The 20,540-nt window shown below is 37.4% G+C and carries 15 protein-coding genes and 1 tRNA gene; 15 read left to right on the forward strand and 1 reads right to left on the reverse strand.

The genetic code is table 11. The features are described from left to right. The first annotated feature begins 235 nt into the window (after positions 1 to 235). From AB3H93_RS04810 to AB3H93_RS04880, 15 genes are all read left to right on the forward strand, one after another. On the forward strand, positions 236 to 673 hold the full coding sequence (locus AB3H93_RS04810) for a DUF1934 domain-containing protein (protein ID WP_010718627.1): 438 nt from the start codon (positions 236 to 238) through the stop codon (positions 671 to 673). 75 nt (positions 674 to 748) lie between these two features. After that, positions 749 to 1,360: a DNA-directed RNA polymerase subunit delta gene (rpoE, locus tag AB3H93_RS04815; RefSeq protein WP_010718626.1), complete on the forward strand. Its 612-nt coding sequence runs from the start codon at positions 749 to 751 to the stop codon at positions 1,358 to 1,360. Between the two features lie 132 nt (positions 1,361 to 1,492). Beyond that, positions 1,493 to 2,005, forward strand: coding sequence for an RNA polymerase sigma factor (locus AB3H93_RS04820; protein ID WP_034699109.1), 513 nt, complete (start codon positions 1,493 to 1,495; stop codon positions 2,003 to 2,005). Positions 2,006 to 2,032: 27 nt separating this feature from the next. After that, positions 2,033 to 2,926 carry an RsiV family protein gene (locus AB3H93_RS04825; RefSeq protein ID WP_367010513.1) on the forward strand — a complete coding sequence of 298 codons (894 nt, stop codon included), beginning with the start codon at positions 2,033 to 2,035 and terminating at the stop codon, positions 2,924 to 2,926. Positions 2,927 to 3,407: 481 nt separating this feature from the next. Further along, positions 3,408 to 3,881, forward strand: a complete 474-nt coding sequence (locus AB3H93_RS04830; RefSeq protein ID WP_096710067.1) for a DUF4352 domain-containing protein — start codon at positions 3,408 to 3,410, stop codon at positions 3,879 to 3,881. A 20-nt stretch (positions 3,882 to 3,901) separates the two neighbouring features. After that, positions 3,902 to 7,411 (forward strand): immunoglobulin-like domain-containing protein, encoded by a 3,510-nt coding sequence (locus AB3H93_RS04835; protein WP_368020226.1) that lies wholly within the window; start codon positions 3,902 to 3,904, stop codon positions 7,409 to 7,411. A 213-nt stretch (positions 7,412 to 7,624) separates the two neighbouring features. Next, positions 7,625 to 11,905 carry an immunoglobulin-like domain-containing protein gene (locus AB3H93_RS04840; protein ID WP_368020227.1) on the forward strand — a complete coding sequence of 1,427 codons (4,281 nt, stop codon included), beginning with the start codon at positions 7,625 to 7,627 and terminating at the stop codon, positions 11,903 to 11,905. Positions 11,906 to 12,224: 319 nt separating this feature from the next. Further along, positions 12,225 to 13,217: an acyltransferase family protein gene (locus tag AB3H93_RS04845; protein ID WP_368020228.1), complete on the forward strand. Its 993-nt coding sequence runs from the start codon at positions 12,225 to 12,227 to the stop codon at positions 13,215 to 13,217. 575 nt (positions 13,218 to 13,792) lie between these two features. Further along, entirely contained in the window at positions 13,793 to 14,518 is a 726-nt protein-coding gene (locus tag AB3H93_RS04850) for a GntR family transcriptional regulator, LSA1692 subfamily (RefSeq protein WP_063627411.1), read from the forward strand. 1 nt (position 14,519) lies between these two features. Further along, on the forward strand, positions 14,520 to 15,821 hold the full coding sequence (locus AB3H93_RS04855) for a Sapep family Mn(2+)-dependent dipeptidase (protein WP_368020229.1): 1,302 nt from the start codon (positions 14,520 to 14,522) through the stop codon (positions 15,819 to 15,821). Positions 15,822 to 15,966: 145 nt separating this feature from the next. Then, positions 15,967 to 16,914 carry a N(4)-(beta-N-acetylglucosaminyl)-L-asparaginase gene (locus tag AB3H93_RS04860; protein WP_034699124.1) on the forward strand — a complete coding sequence of 316 codons (948 nt, stop codon included), beginning with the start codon at positions 15,967 to 15,969 and terminating at the stop codon, positions 16,912 to 16,914. 61 nt (positions 16,915 to 16,975) lie between these two features. Continuing rightward, positions 16,976 to 17,305 carry a PTS sugar transporter subunit IIB gene (locus tag AB3H93_RS04865; RefSeq protein WP_010718620.1) on the forward strand — a complete coding sequence of 110 codons (330 nt, stop codon included), beginning with the start codon at positions 16,976 to 16,978 and terminating at the stop codon, positions 17,303 to 17,305. Positions 17,306 to 17,357: 52 nt separating this feature from the next. Next, entirely contained in the window at positions 17,358 to 18,713 is a 1,356-nt protein-coding gene (gene celB / locus AB3H93_RS04870; RefSeq protein ID WP_010738000.1) for a PTS cellobiose transporter subunit IIC, read from the forward strand. A gap of 14 nt (positions 18,714 to 18,727) precedes the next feature. After that, positions 18,728 to 19,246 (forward strand): GrdB-related putative oxidoreductase, encoded by a 519-nt coding sequence (locus tag AB3H93_RS04875; RefSeq protein ID WP_368020230.1) that lies wholly within the window; start codon positions 18,728 to 18,730, stop codon positions 19,244 to 19,246. 381 nt (positions 19,247 to 19,627) lie between these two features. Beyond that, positions 19,628 to 20,239: a hypothetical protein gene (locus tag AB3H93_RS04880; protein WP_368020231.1), complete on the forward strand. Its 612-nt coding sequence runs from the start codon at positions 19,628 to 19,630 to the stop codon at positions 20,237 to 20,239. Between the two features lie 214 nt (positions 20,240 to 20,453). Here the strand turns inward: AB3H93_RS04880 and AB3H93_RS04885 are convergent. Next, a tRNA-Arg gene (locus AB3H93_RS04885) sits at positions 20,454 to 20,525 on the reverse strand. Positions 20,526 to 20,540: the final 15 nt, after the last annotated feature.

The raw sequence follows: 20,540 nt of genomic DNA on the forward strand, positions 1-20,540 counted from the left end.
ACAAAACTTGGCTCAGTCTCTTCTGGTAGCTCTAAAAACGAATAAACGGTGTTCAAGCATCAGCTCCTTGAAATAAGCCTGAATTTTTCAAAATATGAGAAGCTATTTTAAAAAATTCTTTCTTATTGTCATCGGAGCTCCCCGATGCTTTCACAACCTCTTCGATGACGAGTTGTTTGACAAATAGACGAAAACTAGGAACAATGTACCTATATGAAGTAAAGGAGAAGGTAAAATGGCACAATCGCAAGGAACACCCATTTCAATCAAATTACGGACGAAAGTCATGCAAAATGGGGAGCATCAAGACTTTTTCTTTGATCTGAAAGGTCAAATGGTCAAAATTGGGGATACGTTATACATACGATACCAGGAAATTCAGGAAAATACAGCAGAAGAAATCCCTGTAACGATCAAATTGATGCCCGATGGACAGGTTCAATTGATTCGTGCGGGAGAAACACGGATGCGACTAAAATTCGGGTATCGTGAACGTTTGGAAACAACGTATCGGACACCTTATGGCATGCTTCAAATTGAAACGTATACCAAAGAATTACATGTTAGTCTGAAAGACCGACCAACCGCTGGGAAAGTAATGATTGAATACGACTTGCTAATGGGACCAGAAAAATTAGGGGAATATTATTTAACTTTAGATTTTACTGCTTAAATCGCAAAGAAACGTTTGATTTTTTACGTATGATTTTGTATGATAAGGAGTAGACTGTGAAAGGACGTGTCCTGATTGGAAATTAGTGTATTTGAAGGTGCAAACAAAAACGAATTATCAATGATCGAAGTAGCACATGCGATCTTAGAACAACGTGGCGATGTGATGGATTTTTCTGATTTAGCCAACCAAATCCAAACCTATCTTGGAAAATCAGACAGTGAGATTCGTGATTCACTGGCACAATTTTATACTGACTTAAATATTGATGGTAGCTTTATTTCATTAGGTGACAATCGTTGGGGCTTGCGTTCATGGTATGCGATCGATTCGATCGATGAAGAAGTAAACCATGGAATTGACGAAGAAGATGAAGATACACCTCGTCGACGCAAACGTAAAAAAGTCAATGCCTTTATCAACGATGATGAAGATGCGATCGATTATAATGATGATGACCCAGAAGATACTGACTTGTCTGACGAAGATGACGATGATCTTTTTGAAGATGATGATGACGATGATGAAGAAATCGCTGCTTATAACTCTGACTTGCAAGAAATCGGTGCAGACGACACAAGTGACGATGAAGAAGAATTACCAGGCAACATCGAAGAAGATCTAAGCATCATTGAAGATGACGATGAAGACGAAGACTACGAGGACGAAGAGTTCACCGAAGAATAGACTTTCGGATTCATAGCTGCAGATCCCCCAATAAGGGATCTGCAGTTTTTTTGTATTGTTTTTTTACATAAATTAAAAAAATTGAAACTTTTTGATTTGTTTGATCGTCATAGTAAGTGAGAGGGAAAGGAGATGGGTCCGATTTTTAATCGTTACAAGAAAAAGAAGCAAATCGAAAAATCAAAGAATTTATTAAGTGAATTGATCCAAGAGGAATATGAGAAAATGTTTCGGATCACAATGAATTATGTTCATAACAAAGAAGAAGCATTGGACGTAATGCAAGACAGTTTTCATAAAGCGTTAGCTGCTATTGAACAAGGGAAAGAGATTGAACGATTTTCAGCTTGGTTTTATCGTATTTTGATACGAACAGCGATCGATGCTTGGCGTAAGCAAAAACGAAATCAATCGGAAACATTGGAAGAAGAAACGATTCAACTCGCTCACACAATGGACGATTCATTGACTGATTTACATGGAATCATTGAAGGAATTGATAGCCCCGAAAAGGAAATTTTGATTTTACATTTTTTTGAAGGCTTTCGTTTAAAAGAAATTGCAGAGATTCTTGATTTGAATGAAAACACCGTCAAAACCAAAATGTATCGTACGTTAAATCAGCTAAGAAAAATCTTACAGTAAAAATCACAATAAAGGAGAGAAAGACGGATGTATTCAGCTCAGAAGGAACTAGAACAACTGAAACAAGTCTATCAACAACAAGAAATCCCTCATGGTATCAAAAATGAGATGATCAAGCGCTACTCACTGGAAGAACAAAGGTTTAACCAGCGAGTGAAACGAAAAAAACAAGTGAAAGGACTTATTCTATCTTTTGCTATTATTGCGATGATGTTCAGCAGTGTTTTTTTTAACAATCAAATTCGTAGTTTTGCTGAAGATTTACCCTTGATTGGCCCAGTCGTGAAATTAATTTTAGGGAAAACACTGTCTGATGAAGCAATCGAGATCCGAGTGCCGCAAATCAGTACAAAAGATAAAGAAAATAGTCAGACGATTGCTGGACTGAACAAAAAGTACTTTCGTGAAGGACAAGAAAACTTTGAAAAAGCAAAAGTACAGTACCAAGACTTTAAAACAAATCATTTTCAAGTTACGGGAGATTATCAGAAACTGTTGGATGATCCGCGTTTTTTAGTGATTGAACGAAAGATGACACAAACTGCCGCAGACAGCTATACGGAAAAGCGTTATGATACGATTGATAAAAAAAGCGGAGTAGTCTTATCTTTACCACTTTTATTCAAAGATGATCAGTATCTTTCCGTTTTGACAAATGAAGTCAAAGAGCAAATGCAAAAAAATAGCAAAGAAAACCCTGATCAGTATTATTGGACAGATGATGATTTTAAAGATGGACTAATCAAAAAAACGCCATTAGTTACTAAAGACACATCTTTTTATATCAATAAAAATCACGAGCTAGTCTTAGTTTACGATCAATTTTCGATCGCACCTGGCTATATGGGCACACCAACCTTTGTGATACCTAAAGAAGTGACACGTTCACTTTTAGCTTCTCCAGATTACTTAAATGATTAATTCAACTGAAATAGAGCATAGAGAATAGGAAAACTAAGGTTTGCTATACCCTCATCGTTGTAAAAACGCCTGTAGTTTTCCAAAAAAGACTGACAAATGAACGGATCGAAACAGATTAAGCATAGTGTATAACATCATCCATTGATGTGTTTAACTGCTATGCTTAGTCTGTTTTTTTAGTGAATATACTGAAAGTATAGATGAATAGCCAAGGGAAAACCTTTGAGAAAACGAGTGTCTATCGCTAAATCGGTCAATAAGGATCTGTTGTCCAGGGACAACAATGCTTAACCATATTCACTGAAAAATCACTCTAATTTAGAAGAATTAAAAAAAAACGATCAAAATTTTAAAATAATAAGTGGTTAAATTGAGCGTTTATTAGGGGTTAAAACGAGTAAAATAGCGATACAAGTAAATCAAGTGGATTTGCTTGAATATAGAATTAGTTAGCGACTAGGCAGAAAAAAGGAGGGAAGAAATGAAAAAAACAATTGGACTTTTCGTAGCTGGAATTGCCTGCTTTTGGGGATTGAGCGCTTGTGGTACGACGCATTCGACTACAACGACTTCTACTAGTACTGCTAGCCATACGCAGAAAAAAGCAGAATCGTTGATCGTCAATGGGGTCGAGATGACGCTTACTGATTTTGGAGAAAAGACATTGCTCGATACGAATCAAAAAAAACAAACCATCTATAGCGTACACGTCAAAGGGAAGAATGTATCTGCTGATATGAAAGGCTTAGGTGCGATTGATTTCTTATTGAAAACAGATAAAGGGGAACAAACCATCAATATGGATTTTGCCAGCTTCGGGGACGAAATGGACAAAGGAGAGACGATTGAAGGAGACCTCTATTTCCAATTGAAAAAAGGCGAAACGCCTAAAGCCATTGAATACAAACCAACAGATAAAGTGATGTATTCATGGAAAATAGATGATCAAAAATAAGGACATGAAGGAGTAAAAAAATGAGTAAGAAAAAATTAACAGCAAAACGTAAAAAACAGCTATTAACGATGTTTGCGGTGGCTGGTGTGATGGGAAATACTGGGATTGCACCAACGATGGCATTAGCGGATACTTTGTCACCAACAGCTGAAACTGCTACTGAACAAACACAGGCGAATGAAGCAAAAGAAGTCATCGATCAAACGATACAAAACGTTACAGATCCGTTAGTAAACCCAACGGATTCAACCACTACAACTAGTGATTCATTAGCACCAACCGATGAAACAACTGATGAAACAACTGAGAACACCCAAGAACAAGCAACAGAACAAGACCAAGCAACAGCACCGACTGCTGAAAGTGAAGGGGATGCAACTAATCCAACAGCTGAAGCGCCAAAAGTAGCGCAAAAAGCGAACGTGGCAGCAGCTTCTAAGATAACTGGCACATGGGGTACCAGCTCGTATACGTTTGATGAAGATACAGGAGTATTGACAATCGGAGCGGGTGAGTTAAGTAGCACTTCAGGATCACCATGGAACAGCAAAAAAGTGGATAGTACAGCCATCAAGAAAATTGTCTTGTCTGGAAAAGTAGTTGCTCCAGAAAATGCTAATTTATTATTTACTGGAAGTAGCATTAACCTTAAGAATGTAACTGAAATCGAAGGGTTAAGTCAACTGGATACCAGCAACGTAAGAGAGATGGCTTCTATGTTTGATGGTATGAGCAGCGTAACAAGTTTAGATTTAAGTGGTTTTGATACCAGTAACGTAACAACTATGGGTAATATGTTTTACAATATGAAGAGTGTAACAAGTTTAGATTTAAGTAGTTTTGATACCAGTAACGTAACAACTATGAGTAATATGTTTAACCGTATGAGTAACATAACAAGTTTAGATTTAAGTGGTTTTGATACCAGTAACGTAACAACTATGAGTAATATGTTTAAAGGTATGGATAGCGTAATAAGTTTAGATGTAAGTGGCTTTGACACTAGCAAAGTAACAGATATGACTTCTATGTTTTATAATACTCCACTTAAGAAATTAACACTAGGAGACACATTTAAATTTGTTAATGGACAAGGATCTCTTACTTCTGCTTGGAAGCGAGAAGATGGCAAAGGAAAGGTTTATACAGCAGAAGATTTCATGAAAAACTATGGCACTGGTGATCTGACTGCTGGCACGTATATTTCCGTTGAAACAGGCACGTGGGGCACTAGTCCGTACACGTTTGATGAAAATACAGGGGTATTGACGATCGAAGCAGGTGAGTTAAGTGGTTATGAAGAATCACCATGGAACAGCGGAACAGTGGATCTTGAAGCAATCAAGAAAATTGTTTTGTCTGGAAAAGTAGTGGCTCCAGAAAATTCTGAATTCTTATTTAGTACAAGTGCCGGTGGTAAGGATCTTACGAATGTAACTGAAATCGAAGGGCTAAGTCAAATGGATACCAGTAACGTAACAGATATGGGTTATATGTTTTATGGTATGAGCAGCGTAACAAGTCTAGATTTAAGCAGCTTTGACACTAGCAAAGTAACATCTATGAAGAGTATGTTTCATAATACTCCACTTAAGAAATTAATTCTAGGAGATACATTTAAATTTGTAGGAGCAGACGGAAAAAACGCAAGTCTTACTTCTGCTTGGATGAGAGAAGATGGCAAAGGGACGTTTTATTCAGCAGAAGATTTCATGAACAACTATGGCACTGGTGATTTGACTGCTGGCACGTATGTTTCCGTTGAAACAGAGACGTGGGGTACTAGTCCGTATATGTTTGATGAAAATACAGGAACGTTAACAATCGGAGCAGGTGAGTTAAGTGGCGCTGCAGAATCACCATGGAACAGCGACAAAGTAGATATTAAAGCCATCAAGAAAATTGTCTTGGCTGGAAAAGTAGTTGCTCCAGAAAATGCTAATTTATTATTTACTGGAAATAGCACTAGAGGTAACCTTGCGAATGTAACTGAAATCGAAGGGTTAAGTCAACTGGATACTAGCAACGTAACATCTATGGAATCTATGTTTCAAGGTATGAGCAGCGTAACAAGTTTAGATTTAAGTGGGTTTGATACCAGTAACGTAACAGATATGAGGTATATGTTTTACGATATGAGTAACTTAACAAATCTAGATTTAAGCAACTTTAACACCAGCAAAGTAACAGATATGGCTTCTATGTTTAGTAGTATGGGTAGCATAACAAGTCTAGATGTAAGCAGCTTTGACACTAGCAAAGTAACAGATATGAGTGATATGTTTGCTGATACTTCACTTAATAAATTAACACTAGGCGATCACTTTAAAGCGGTTGGAGACACTGGTTTATCAGCACCGAAAGCATTGAACGATGGAGATCAGCTGACAGGAAATTGGATTCGTGAAGATGGTCAGTCCAAAGGCTATTCACCTGCTGACTTTATGACAAATTACGGAACTGGGGATTTAACGGCAGGAACTTATGTGGCAGAACTAGTGAAAAGTGAGTTGAAACCACAAGAATATCATGTAGGAGATGTCAATATTACTGGAACTTACACAGGGGATATGTCTCTCGGCCGATTAACCGTTAATGGCAAAGTTGTCAGCTGGGGCGGTAGCTTCAAAGATGGTCAATTCAGCTATTATGTCGGTGCTGGCAAATTAAAAGTCGGTGACAAAGTCGTATTAGATGGCTACAACAAAGAGAAGGAATTGATGGATTCCAAAGAGATTGAAGTGATTTCCGAATCTTCAGGATCAATCGATCAAGTGGACGAGTATCAGTTGGGGGATTCAACGATTACTGGAACTTATACGGGGGATATCCATAAAGGGAAATTAGTAGTAAATGGAGAAGTCGTTAGTTGGGGCGGAACCTATAAAGATGGCAAGTTTAGCTATTATGTGAACTCTCAAATCATCAAAGCAGGGGATCAAGCAACGATTCAAGGCTATGATAAATTCAATACGCCACTAGGGGACCCACAACCAGTGACTATAGGAGAACAACTGGGTCAATTAACAGAAGCCCATCGTGTGGGAATCAGTACAGTGATCGAAGGAAGCTACACAGGCGATGTTTACCAAGGAATCTTGTTGGTCAATGGCGAAAAAGTTAGTCAAGGCGGTAGCTTCAAAGATGGCAAGTTCAGTTATTATGTAGGAAACCTTAAAGTATCAGAAGACGATCAGGTAGTCTTGATGGGTGCCAACAATCGAGGACAACAAATTCCAGGATCAGAGATTGGGGTCACTATTCAAACACCAACAGCTGAAATCAACGAATTGACTTATAAAATCGGCACACAAACGATCAAAGGAGCCTATGGTTCTGATACCCAAGTCCACCAAGGACACTTGTTTGTCAATGGTAAACTGATCAGTAAAGGTGGGAGCTTTAAGGATGGGGCAATCAGTTATTATGTGAAGCCAGATCTAATCAAAGCTGATGATCAAGTAACAATGAATTTCTATGATGGAAGTGGCAACTTATTGGCTGAAAACCAAACAGTTTCTGTTAATTAAGAAAAAAATTCCATTAAGATGAACTAAATGGTACTCGCTGATTGCCAGTACCATTTAGTTTTTTAAGTACTTAGTTATCAGAAAGATATCCTTATGAAAAAGCAATGTTCAAAAATAAGAGTAACGAAATGAATAATCAACGAGAAAACAGCTATTAACAATTAGTAATAGAAGAATTTATAAAAAATTATCTTTTATAGATAGGGAGATATTATGAAAAAGATGGCTAAATTAAACGATTTGATCAAAAGATGGGGTTTTTGTTTTTTATTGATGGCGATAACTTGGCAGGTTAGTTCGATGGTTGTTCACGCTGACACGAACGAATTAAAGACGCCAACTGTGGATGTTACTGCTATTCCAAGAGGAGATCTCTATACAGATTATGATAAAGAGCGGAGAAATACTACTCACAATAACTTGGAAGTGACAGGGCTATTTTTACCTCGTGGAGAAGAAATTACGGTAGAAGTCAAAGAGAATCCAGAAAATGTTAGCTTAGTAATCGGGCAGTATGGTAAGTACGAGAATCTTAATTCTGCACCAGAAAGCATTGGTTCAAATCCGGTTGATTATCAGTTAACTAAGGGGATCAATCATATTACTAGAGAAGACAGCGATGGCATGGTTTATATTCGTAACCAATCTTATGACCAAACGATTCATGTCACTTTAACAGGTGGAGTCGAGGTTCCTGAATTTCGATTAGGTGGCAAAAATAATCAAGCAACCTTTTTTCAACGATTGAATGATTCAACGACGAATGTTCCTTTTTTTGTCATTGAGGGAAAATATGTGTTTGGAACATTTCAAATGAGTGAACTAAAAAATATAACGCCTCTTTCCGAAGATCGTTTAAATGAATTGGCTAGTTATTGGGATAAAGTATATCAACTGACTGTAGAATGTTATGGGTTTAATAATCAAGCAGGCTATGCTGCTGAGAAGAACATGAATCAAAGAATTCATATTGCCAATCCTGATTCAGGGGCAGGCTATGCTTATGCGACCAATAACTATATCTCTTTTCAAATAGATACGGGCGCTTCTCAGGATATTTTAGGAAGTAAACCGACAGATCAGCAATGGGGATTTTGGCACGAAATGGGGCATACGTTCCAAACACCTCAATACAAATTTGATGGCATGACAGAAGTGACGGTAAATATCTCTTCTATGTATGTCCAACAAAAATTAGGCTTCCCTTCACGACTTGCAAGCAGCTCAACACAAAAGGTCATTGATGATTACTTTAATATTGATGTAGATAAACGTGATTTTAGTAGTTTAGGCGATGAGCTATTTGCTCAGTTGGGGATGTTTTGGTCCTTAGAGCGCGTCTTCGGTTTAGATTACTATAAGACTGTTTCTCAACTATATCGAACAATGGAAACAAGAGAACTCCCTTCATCCAATGATGAGGAGATTCAGACAATGGTTAAAGTATTTTCTCAAGCGGCAAATCGTAACTTAGTTCCTTACTTTAATCAATGGGGAATAAAAACAACTGCTGAAACAGAAAAATATTGCCAACAGTTTAAGAAACTAGAAAAAGAAATTTGGAAAGATGTGGACGGTCGTGGGGAGGATTATGCACTCCCAGGAGCTGTTAAGCCTTACACCATTCCGACACTGGATTCCTTTACATTGACTAATCTGCCAATTTTTACCACAGCAGGCCAAGTTTCGTTAGAAAACCTCAAATCTATTCCACTTGCTAGTCCTACGAAGATTTCAAATGTTTACTATCAAGGGATTGGCAACTATTCTGATTATCCAGGGAATACCATTAAGCTAACGAATGAGAATGGTGTTTCTAACGTTTTACCTATTAAAGAGGTAACTGGGGGAGAAGCAGTCAAACTTTTTGGTAATGCTTATGGTTTCCAGATCATTGCACCTAATCCAGAAACTAAAACTTTCTCCATGGTGGGGAGATCAGGTAAACTTCATTTTAGTTGGGGAGATGATGTATATGTAACGATTCACCAGTATGATCATCAGATGAAACAGAAAAAAGCGGTTGAATTGTCAGGTGAAGAAGATAGCGACAAGTTAAGTCAAGTGTTTAAAGATGCTCCTTATGAAATCGGTGATTATGTTCATATCACCCATGAAGAATCAGATAATCGGATTGAACGTTACCACAACAATAAATTGATTCCTAATGATTATGAAAAAAGTTATTGGTACCAAATGACAGATAAAGGCTGGAAAGAAGTGGATCTAAAACCAGTAGTTAAATCTCTCACAAAAGAGTTGTTCTTGGGATTACCAGTGGATGCTAAACAATTAGTAGATACAAGCTCAGAAAAAAATATTGTACCAATCACTAAAGTTGAATATGTACAAGAGCCAGATTTTGCAACAGTAGGACAAACCAGCACAGAGATCAAAGTTACTAACAGTGTGGGAGAAACCACAACAGTTTCAAATGATGAGCTGACTGTTCGAGGAGGAGAAGCAGTCAAACTTTTTGGTAATGCTTATGGTTATCAGATTATTGTGCCAAATGTACAGACCAAAACTTTCTCGATGGTTGGAAATTCAGGTAAACTTCATTTTAGTTGGGGAGATGATGTATATGTAACAATCCAACAATACGACCATCAGATGAAACAGAAAAAAGCGGTCGAATTGTCGGGTGAAGAAGATAGCGACAAGTTAAGTCAAATGTTTAAAGATGCTCCTTATGAAATTGGCGATTATGTTCATATCACTCATGAAGAATCGGATAATCGGATTGAACGTTATCATAATAGTGAATTGATTCCTAATGATTATGAAAAAAGTTATTGGTACCAAATGACAGATAAAGGCTGGAAAGAGGTTGATCTAAAACCAGTGGTTACATCAATCACAGAAGATTTATTCTTGGGATTACCAGTGGATGCTAAACAATTAGTAGATACAAGCTCAGAAAAAAACATTGTACCAATCACTAAAGTCGAATATGTAAAAGAGCCAGATTTTGCAACTGTAGGACAAACCAGCACAGAGATCAAAGTTACTAACAGTGTGGGAGAAACCACAACAGTTTCAAATGATGAGCTGACTATTCTGGGGGGAGAAGCCGTTAAACTTTTTGGTAATGCTTATGGCTATCAGATTATTGTGCCAAATCCAGAGACCAAAACTTTCTCAATGGTTGGGAAATCAGGTAAACTTCATCAAAGTTGGGGAAATGACGTGTATGTCACGATCCAGCAATATGATCGTTACCTGAAACAGAAAAAAGCAGTTGAATTGTCAGGTGAAGAAGATAGTGACAAGTTAAGTCAAATGTTTAAAGGCGCTCCTTATGAAATCGGCGATTATGTCCATATTACCCATGAAGAATCAGATAACCGGATTGAACGTTATCATAATAGTGAATTGATTCCTAATGATGATGAAAAAAGTTATTGGTATCAAATGACAGATAAAGGTTGGAAATCAATCACTGAAGAGGAACTTCCAGAAGAAACCAAAGGAACGATTCAGGCGGATCAGTATATCCTTGGTAAAACAACAATTACTGGAAAATACTATGGTAATGTGAAAAAGGCTCGATTAACCGTCAATGGAAAAGTGATCAGCTGGGGAGGAACTTTTAATTCAGATGGAACCTTCTCATATTATTGTGGACCTAAAACAATCAGTGCAGGGGATACAGTTGTTTTAGATGCTTTTGATGAAGAGAATAAATTACTGGATACCGTAACTCTAACGATCACTAGTTATTCTGGAGCGATTACGATGGCTGACTATCAATTAGGTGCTTCTGTTATTACCGGAACATATACAGGAGATGTTCGAATGGCTCACTTAACAATCAAGGGACAGTCCATTAGCTGGGGTGGGACTTTTAAAGACGGGACATTTACCTACTATGTGAAGCCTTCTCAAATTAAAGATGGGGATAAGGTATCGATCCAAGGATATGATCCAAATCAACATTCGTTAGGAGAAGAACAACCGGTCAATCTAAAAAAAGTAACAGGAAAAATAACTCAAGCAGTGAAGAAACAAGGAAGTACAGTCATTGAAGGGACTTATGAAGGCGACATCTACCAAGGTCGTTTAACTGTCAATGGAAAAGTGATCAGTTGGGGAGGTGCCTTTAAAGATGGTAAATTCACTTACTATATTGGTCAACTGGAACTATCTGAAACGGATACGGTGGTTCTTGAAGGAGTGGATAGAAATAAAAATATCATCGAAAACAGCAAAATTAACGTAACCTATCAAAAAAGTGAGGTAAAAGTAACTGATTTAAGCTATACCTTAGGCACACAAACGATTTCTGGAACCTATCAAGGAGAAGTTAAAAAAGGACAATTGTTTGTTAATGGAAAATCAGTCAGCTGGGGCGGTAGCTTTGCTGAAGGAAACATCGATTACTATGTGAAAGCCAATCAAATAAAATCAGGGGATAAAGTAACAATGAACTTATACGCACCAAATGGCCATCAAATTAGCGAAGGAAATGTTGTGACGATCAAAGAAAAATAATCACTCATTATTTTGATTACGTCCAGCTACTATGTAAAAGTGAAAGGTAAAAGTGAAAGGTAAAAGTGAAAGCATCCAGAAAGTCATTGATCTCAGTGAGGCACATAATGTTTTTTCAGAAAACTAACACGAATCGAATTGGTATCAATGACTTAATGATGTTTTACTTTTGAAAGTGAAGAAATTCAAAAATGCCCCGCACATTTTTTGCGAAATATTGTTCTTTCACTAGGGATTAACGTTTACACCAGTTTTTGTCCTTAACTTATCAGAGAGTGTTTATCGTAAAAATTAGTGGCATTTGAATGAGAGGAAAACGATGAGAGACAAACGCATTGATATTTTAAGAGGAGTGGCTATCTTATTCATTATTTTAGCCCATATTTCACCTCCTAATAATCTACTTCAGCTAAGAACTTTTGATGTTCCATTAATAACTATGTTACTAGGGATGAGCTTTAGCTTATCCACAAAAGAAGAAAAATACCGAGTCTATCTTTTTAAAAGATTTAAGCGGTTAATTATTCCTACTTGGAAAGTGTTACTAGGCTATTTTATTCTCTTTGGGGCCATCGCATTATTGAGACATAAGGATTTTCCATATCATTTTGAATATATCATTTCTTCGTTTGCGATGTCTTCTGATAAAGGTATCGGTTATATGTGGATATTAAGGATATTTTTTGAAATAGCCTTATTGAGTCCGATTTTCAAGTGGTTATATTCACTGAAAGAAAAACGGACAGTGATCATCTTGCTATTCATTTTTTGTATGCTGCTATTGGAGTATGCGCAAAATCTGTCATTGGTTTCAACGGGACATTTTTGGATTTTGTTTGCTTTAGAATTAGTTGGCTATTCATTTATCGTATTTATTGGAATCTGTGTTTACAATAATCGGATGGTAGATAATCTCAAATTTTGTGGTTTGTTTGTTTTTCTATTTTTTGTTTCAATCCTTAAAACAAGAAGTTTTGACATACAAGCTTTCAAATACCCACCGCAATTACAGTATATAAGTTATGGCTTAAGCCTATCTATCCTTTTATTTCTAGTGACTACACTATTGAGTAAAAAGATAGTTCAATATAAACTCGACCCAATCATATGGTTGTCAAAAAATTCTATTCAAATTTATTATATCCATATCTTTATCGTACGAGTAGTTGATCGATTACCTGTAGTAAATAATTGGTGGGAGACAAGATACCTTATAACAGTAGGCATAAGTAGTATTGCTGTCTATCTATTTGGTAAAATCAAAACTATGACAGTGAGAAAAAGTACGTTCAAACTTTCTAATAGTCAGTAAAATTTAATAAATAGTATTTGTCCAAGAGGTTATTGATTGTTGCATGTATAGAATTATTGACGGTTTGTAAACGATGCAATGAGAATTGTTCCTTGCATCGCAATAAAAGTCCGCTGTACCACTCAATGAAAAATAGTAAGTGTAAAACTAAATTATTCGAACGATAGTTGATGGATGTTTTGATCATCGATCCTGATGGAGTATCAGGAATATTTCACTATCGTTCGGATATTTTTGTTCTGTTTCCTGATGCTTTTCGATCTTGCTTAGCAAAATCGTCTCTTTGTAAAGGAAAATCAAACAAGAGAAATTGCAAAATGAAAAAACGGTAAGTGGCATTTTTGAAGGGTCAATTTTGTGATTCCTTATAAAAAATAGATAGCCTTACTGGGGTTCTTGAAGTGTGTTTTTTTAGGTACCAACCTTTATATTATTTGGAAAATAAAAATGAGGAATGAAAGTATATTCTTTTTGGTATATACTTAATCCATACTATTTCCTATGGCAAACCATCCTGTTCATTGCTCAAAATGATCGTGTTAACAGGAGCTTGGAAAATATATAGGAGGAATCTCGTGAAAAAACAACCAAAATTTCAAGAAATTGCGAATGAGATTGAGAAGCGAATCATGGAAGGAATTTACGTTTCTAGTCAAAAATTACCTTCAGAATATGATTTAGCAGACGAGTTTCAATGTAGTCGTTTAACTGTTCGTAAAGCAATCGAATTATTGATCAGCCAAAATAAGTTGATCAAAGAAAAAAGTAAAGGCACGTATGTCATGAAACAACCTAAGATCCAAAGTGGCTCTGGAGGATTGCAAAGCTTTACCGAAACTGCTCGAATCCAAGGGAAAAAGACAAAAACGCAAGTCTTAGAATGCGAAGTTACTGAACAACTACCAACGAATGTTAAACAAGCTTTTGGTGAATCGATTTCTGAGCCAATCGTTCATTTGAGACGATTACGTTATTTTGATGACGAACCAATGACGGTTGAAAATCTTTATATTTTAAAACGTTATCTGGGAGAAGTCTCTCAAGAAGAATTAAGTGGGTCACTCTATCAAGTGATCGAAAAAAACGTGGAGATCGCTTATTCTCACCAAGAAATCGAAGCAGTGAAAGCGACGGCTGACGTGGCAAAACTCTTGCAAGTAGCTGTGGATGAACCGATGTTGTTTGTCCATTCAATGACATATTCGCCAGCAGCCAAACCAATCTTATATGACTGCTCGTTTTATCGTGCAGATAAATATACATTCAAAAATACATTGATTCGTCAAAAAAGGAGTGAATAAATTGAAAAAAAGCAAGTCGATGATCGATGATCATTGGGAAGAATTTCTTGAGTTTCTTCAAACAGTTATGAAAGTACCAAGTGTGAAAGGGGAGCCGGAAGATCATGCTCCGTTTGGGAAAGCACCTCGAGAAGTGTTGGACCTTGTACTTAAAAAAGGAAAAGAAGTAGGGTTTAAGACCAAAGTGATTGATGATGCGATCGGGTACGTCCAATGGGGAGAAGATGATGAGGACTATATTGGGATCATTGGTCATTTAGATGTGGTTCCAGCAGGATCGGGATGGGATTTTCCACCCTTTGATTTAAGCGAAAAAGATGGACGCTTTTATGGACGAGGGATTTTAGATAATAAAGGGCCGATCATTAGTTGTTTTTATGCTCTGATCCTGTTGAAAAAAATGGGAGCGGTTCCTAAAAAAACGATCCGCATTATTTTTGGGACTGACGAAGAAAGTGGGATGTCTGATGTGGCTCATTATTTACAGGCTGAAGTTCCGCCATCATTTGGTTTTACGCCAGATTGTAAATATCCAGTTGTTTACGGCGAAAGAGGAGTAGTCAACCTAACGATTCATTTCCCATTAGTTAAAGAAGAAGTTATTCAAATCAGTGATTTTGCAGGGGAGCAATATCGAGATCATGTGCCAGACCAGCTGAGTGTTTCGATTAATGCGAAAAAATTTGATGTGGAAGGAAAACGTTCTCCAAGTAATGCTCCTGAATTAGGAGAGAATGCGATTACACTGCTTGCCGAAAAAATCAAAGCAGATTCAGCTGTTCCAGAACAAATACGAGCTTATTTTGATTGGATCTGGCAAGCTTTCCACAATAAACATTATGGAGAAGGAATCGAGCTTGCTTTGTCTGATGAAGATTCAGGCAGGTTGATTCTTACACCTGTGAATTTGCAAAAAAACACTAACGGGTTAGATTTAGAAGTTGCTTTTCGTTACCCTGTTTCAGTCACAGAAGAAGAAGTCGTGAGTGGGTTGGCTAAACAGTTGCCCGAGAAAGCGACTTTTACAATCAATCGCAGTATTCCAGGGATCTGTCAGAAAAAAGATTCGCCCGAAATCAAAAAACTATCTCAAATTTATGGCGAGATTACTGGGAACGACTCCACGCCAGTGACGACAACGGGTGCTACTTATGCCAGAAAGATTCCTAATGTATTAGCGTTTGGTCCCTCTTTTCCTGGACAGAAAGGAATTGCGCATAACAAAAACGAGTATATGGAAGTAACAGATCTGCGCATGAATTTAGAGATATACCTGCGAAGCATTCAAGCATTGATCGAATAAACAGTTATATATTTTTTAAAAAAAAGATTATCAGAGACTTCTCTTATAAATCAATTAGATTTTAAGAAAAGTCTCTTTTTAGTATAGACATAATAGTATATACTAAATAAAATAGATGTAAGCGCTGTATATAGGAGGAGTAAACATGTGGGGAATTATTGCAACGTGGCGTATGGCACATGATGGTGTGTTAGCTGCCAAAGAATTATTAGAACAGGAAGGAACATGCGGAGATGCCGTGGAAACGTCAATCAAATGTGTAGAAGACTATCCATTTTATAAATCAGTTGGCTATGGTGGCTTGCCAAACGAACGAGGCATTGTAGAAATGGATGCGGCTTTTATGGATGGAGATACGTTCAAAATTGGGGCAGTGGCTGGGATCGTAGATATTGCGAATCCAATATCAGTTGCCAGAAAATTAAGTAATGAAAAATTCAATAGTTTTCGCGTAGGACAAGGAGCCACTGAATATGCAATGCTAGCAGGATTCGAACGGAAAAACATGCTAACGCCAAGAGCTAAAAAAATTTGGCAAAAACGAGTGGCAGAAGTGGCGAAAACGAATCTAAGCCCCTATGACGGACATGATACGGTGGGCGTGGTTTCTTTGGATCAACACACTGGCATGGCTGCAGGAACGTCTAGTTCTGGATTATTTATGAAAAAGCAAGGTCGTGTGGGAGATTCCCCTTTATCAGGTTCTGGTTTTTACGTCGACAGTCAAATCGGTGGTGCGACAGCAACTGGTCTAGGAGAAGATCTAATGAAAGGCTGTCTAGCTTATGAAATTGTTCGCTTGATGGGAGAAGGAGTCACTCCACAAAAAGCCTGTGATCAAGCTGTGTATTCTTTTACTGATTTATTAAAAGAACGGTATGGCAAAGCAGGTGCTTTTTCATTAGTTGCTATGAATAAAGCAGGTGAATGGGGAGTTGCGACCAATGTCGAATTTACGTTTACTGTTGCAACTGAAAAGGAGCAACCAGCTATCTACTTAGCTAATCCAGGAGTTGATCAGACAACGATCATTGAACCAATCACCAAAGAATGGCTGGATGCTTATGAAAAACGCATCAAAGCCCCAGTTTGATCCCAGTATCGAAGTCATTTAGCTGATAATCAGCATATGTATATATAAGGAGGAGAAAAAAATGGCAACAAAAAAAATCTATTTATTCTGTGAAGCAGGGATGTCAACGAGTATTATGGTCAATAAAATGATGGAAGTAGTCACAAAACATCAGATGCCACTAGAAATCCATGCGTTCCCAGCAATCCATGCAGAGGAAAAAGTTGAACAAGAGAAACCGGTAGCCATCTTATTAGGACCACAAGTTCGTCATTTAAGTGACAAAATGAAAAAAACGTTTGAGCCGTTAGGCATTCCTGTAGGCACAATTGCCACAGAAGCATATGGCATGATGGATGGCGAACGTGCGATGAAAGATGTCCTGAAAATGATCAAAGAAAGTAGAAAATGAGTTTTTGTAAACGGAAACAGTCGGAGTCAACAAAAAGATCGGGGGAAAAAAGATGCAAAAATTTTTGAATTGGTTAGAAAAAGTTTTGACACCAATGGCAAAAACGGTTGGAGAAAATAAATATTTGATTGCTATACGAGATGGCTTTTTACTTTCTACACCGTTATTGATCGTGGGGTCATTGTTTCTAGTATTGACCAACTTTCCAATACCAAATTGGAATGAATGGATGGCTGGATTTTTAGGGGAAAATTGGGCAGTCATGTTGAATAAGCCTGCTACCGCCAGTTTTGATATCATGACGATTTTAGCAGTTGGGGGCATCGGTTATAGTTTAGCAAAGCAATTTAAAGTGGATGCGATGCAAGCGGCAATTATTTCTTTAGTTTCATTCTTTATCGTAACGCCTTTTACCACATTATTTACGCCAGAAGGTTCGACTGAAGTATTTGAAGTCGGAAGTCTTCCTTTACGTTGGATGGGATCAAGTGGTTTATTTTTAGGGATGGTAGTTGCTTTAGTAGCGACTCGTATGTTCGTTGCTTTGATTCGCACAGGGTGGACAATCAAAATGCCAGATGGCGTGCCGCCTACTGTTGTTAAATCGTTTGAAGCGTTGATTCCAAGCTTCGTCATCTTAACGTTCTTTATGGTGGCGAATTGGGTAGCGAGTTTAACCACATATGGGAATTTACAAGAAATCCTGTTTAAATTCTTACAAACACCATTGTTAAGTTTAGGGAATACCTTAGGTGCTATGATCATTGCGTACTTATTTTTACATTTTTTCTGGTTTTTCGGAATCAACGGTTCAAGTGTCGTAGGTGCAGTCTTCAATCCAGTTCTTCGTGCTTTATCGATTGAAAATCTAAATGCGTTCAAAGACGGACATGAAATTCCTAATATCATTACAGGTCAATTTCAAGATATGTTTGCAACATTTGGTGGGGGCGGTTCTACCTTATCATTGATTTTGATTATGATTCTTGTATGTAAAAGTCAGCGAGTGAAAAAACTTTCACAATTATCGCTTGTACCAGGAATTTTCGGGATCAATGAACCGATCATCTTTGGTTTACCGATCGTATTAAATCCAATCATTTTGATCCCATTTGCTTTAGTACCGACAATCAATATCATTATTGCTTATTTTTGTATGGACCTAGGGCTAGTTGCTTACACCAATGGGATTCAACTTCCATGGACAACGCCACCGATCATTTCAGGCTTTTTAGTCAGTGGTTGGCAAGCTTCTGTCCTTCAGGGATTACTTATTTTATTAGGAATGGCAGTTTATTATCCATTCATCAAAGTGTTAGACAATCAATATCTGAAAGAAGAGCTTGAGGCAGAAGAATCAACAGCAGAAGAAATCAATTTTGATGACTTTGATTTTGATACCTTATAAAAAGGAGTAGGAGCATGAAAAAAATCATTTTGATCCTCAACCATGTGACCGCAGGTATGGGAAGTGACAAACAAGCACAATTGCCTCCAGGTGGAAAAAAAACAGCTCTAGGACCGGGAGAAACATTAGCGCCATTGTTTAAAGAAAAAAAGGCAGAGATTATTGCTACTTTATACTGCGGTGATCGTTATTATTCAAGTCATCCAGAAGAAGTCAAACAAAAATTTATCGGATTCGCCAAAAAGTTTGGAGCAGATGCGATATTATGTGGACCAGCTATGCATTATCCTAATTTTGGAGAGATGGCAGGCGGGTTAGTCGAAGCTTTTAACAAAGAAGGCATTCCTGCTGCCGCTGCAATGTCTGTTGAAAATCCTGCTGTAGCAAAATATCAGCAAGTGATCCCCATCGTTAAAATGCCAAAAAAAGGTGGGATCGGACTAAATCAATCCTATAAAAATATGGCAACAATCGTGACACAGTTAGCGAAAGGGGAAGAACGAACTTCCTCAGAACAAGAAATGATCTTTTGAATCAAAAGTGAATAAACGGAGCATAATGTCTTTTCTTAAGTTGAAAAGCTGTTTCGATAGATGACGGAAAAAAGCCAATCATTACGTATGTTTTGATTGGCTTTTTGTGTGAAGAAGCTTGCAAAGAATGGTTTGCCACAAGCTGGATCAAGGGAGATGAGGAACACGTAAGGCTTTGATCAATGTCAATGTTTGGGTAGAAAGATTCGATCAATTAGCTAACTGAATTTCATCGTTTGCCAACTTGCTCCTTCTCTTTATTGATTTATTCCTTCTCTTTATTAAAAAGTAGAGTGAAAAATAGACTTGAATCTCAATGGATCGTCCAATAAACTATTTATTGTAAGCGATTTATTCTTAATTGAAGAAAAGTGGTGATGTATGAACAAAGTAAAGATACTCATGACCTTGTTTGTTAGCTCTATACTCCTATTTTTGATTTCTCATCCCCAAGAAATAGCGGCAACTACAAGCAAGTCTAATGTAGAAACACATGCAACATTTTCCAAAGTAATGACTTATGATCAAATGATTGAGCAACTCACAAACGATCTTCAGCTTTCATCAACAAAAGCAAGGCAAAAACTCGAATCTTCGGACAAAATTGTTCACACAGTTACTCGAAATAGAGCAACCTTTCGAGTACTGTCGCATACTGTGACGGTGAATAAGACATACAAGCCAACGATGCGGTTTTATTGTGAAACGAGTGAAAGTGGTCATTTTAGAGCGATTAAACGAATAATAGCAATAAATTTGGTTAGAGAAGACCAGGAAGTGGCAAAAGCCTTTTCCGGAACTGTCTATGTCAACTTAGAAGAAGCCAATCGTATCTATTATATCGTGAATGGTGACTTCTTTAATCAAGGTACGACTTCATGGCAAATCGGATCAACGAGTGGTGTAGACAGTGCGCTAGATCTAAGGTTTACTACAAAGGATGCCGGGAGCCATTACCAATACAGTTATAGTGAACACCGAATCACTTTTTGATTTGCAGGCGGGTAAGGAAGTGGACAGCGATCGCTAACCATTGCTGAATAATAGTGAATGGTTAAAGAAAAGTGATGGGAGAGATATGGGTGGCTCGTAAAACTTAGTTTACACAAAAAATAACGAAAAAAGCTGATCCATACATGCGGATCAGCTTTTTATCTTTTAAATTTAGAAAGCAAAACATTCCCAAATATGCTAAGATAGCAATAGACGCGTCCTGAGGGAATCGAACCCCCGTCTCAAGAACCGGAATCTTACGTGATATCCACTACACTAAGGACGCAAGTACAGACACAAT

Origin of the sequence: Enterococcus sp. C74 (genome assembly GCF_040887125.1) — a bacterium.
GTDB lineage: Bacteria > Bacillota > Bacilli > Lactobacillales > Enterococcaceae > Enterococcus_B > Enterococcus_B hirae.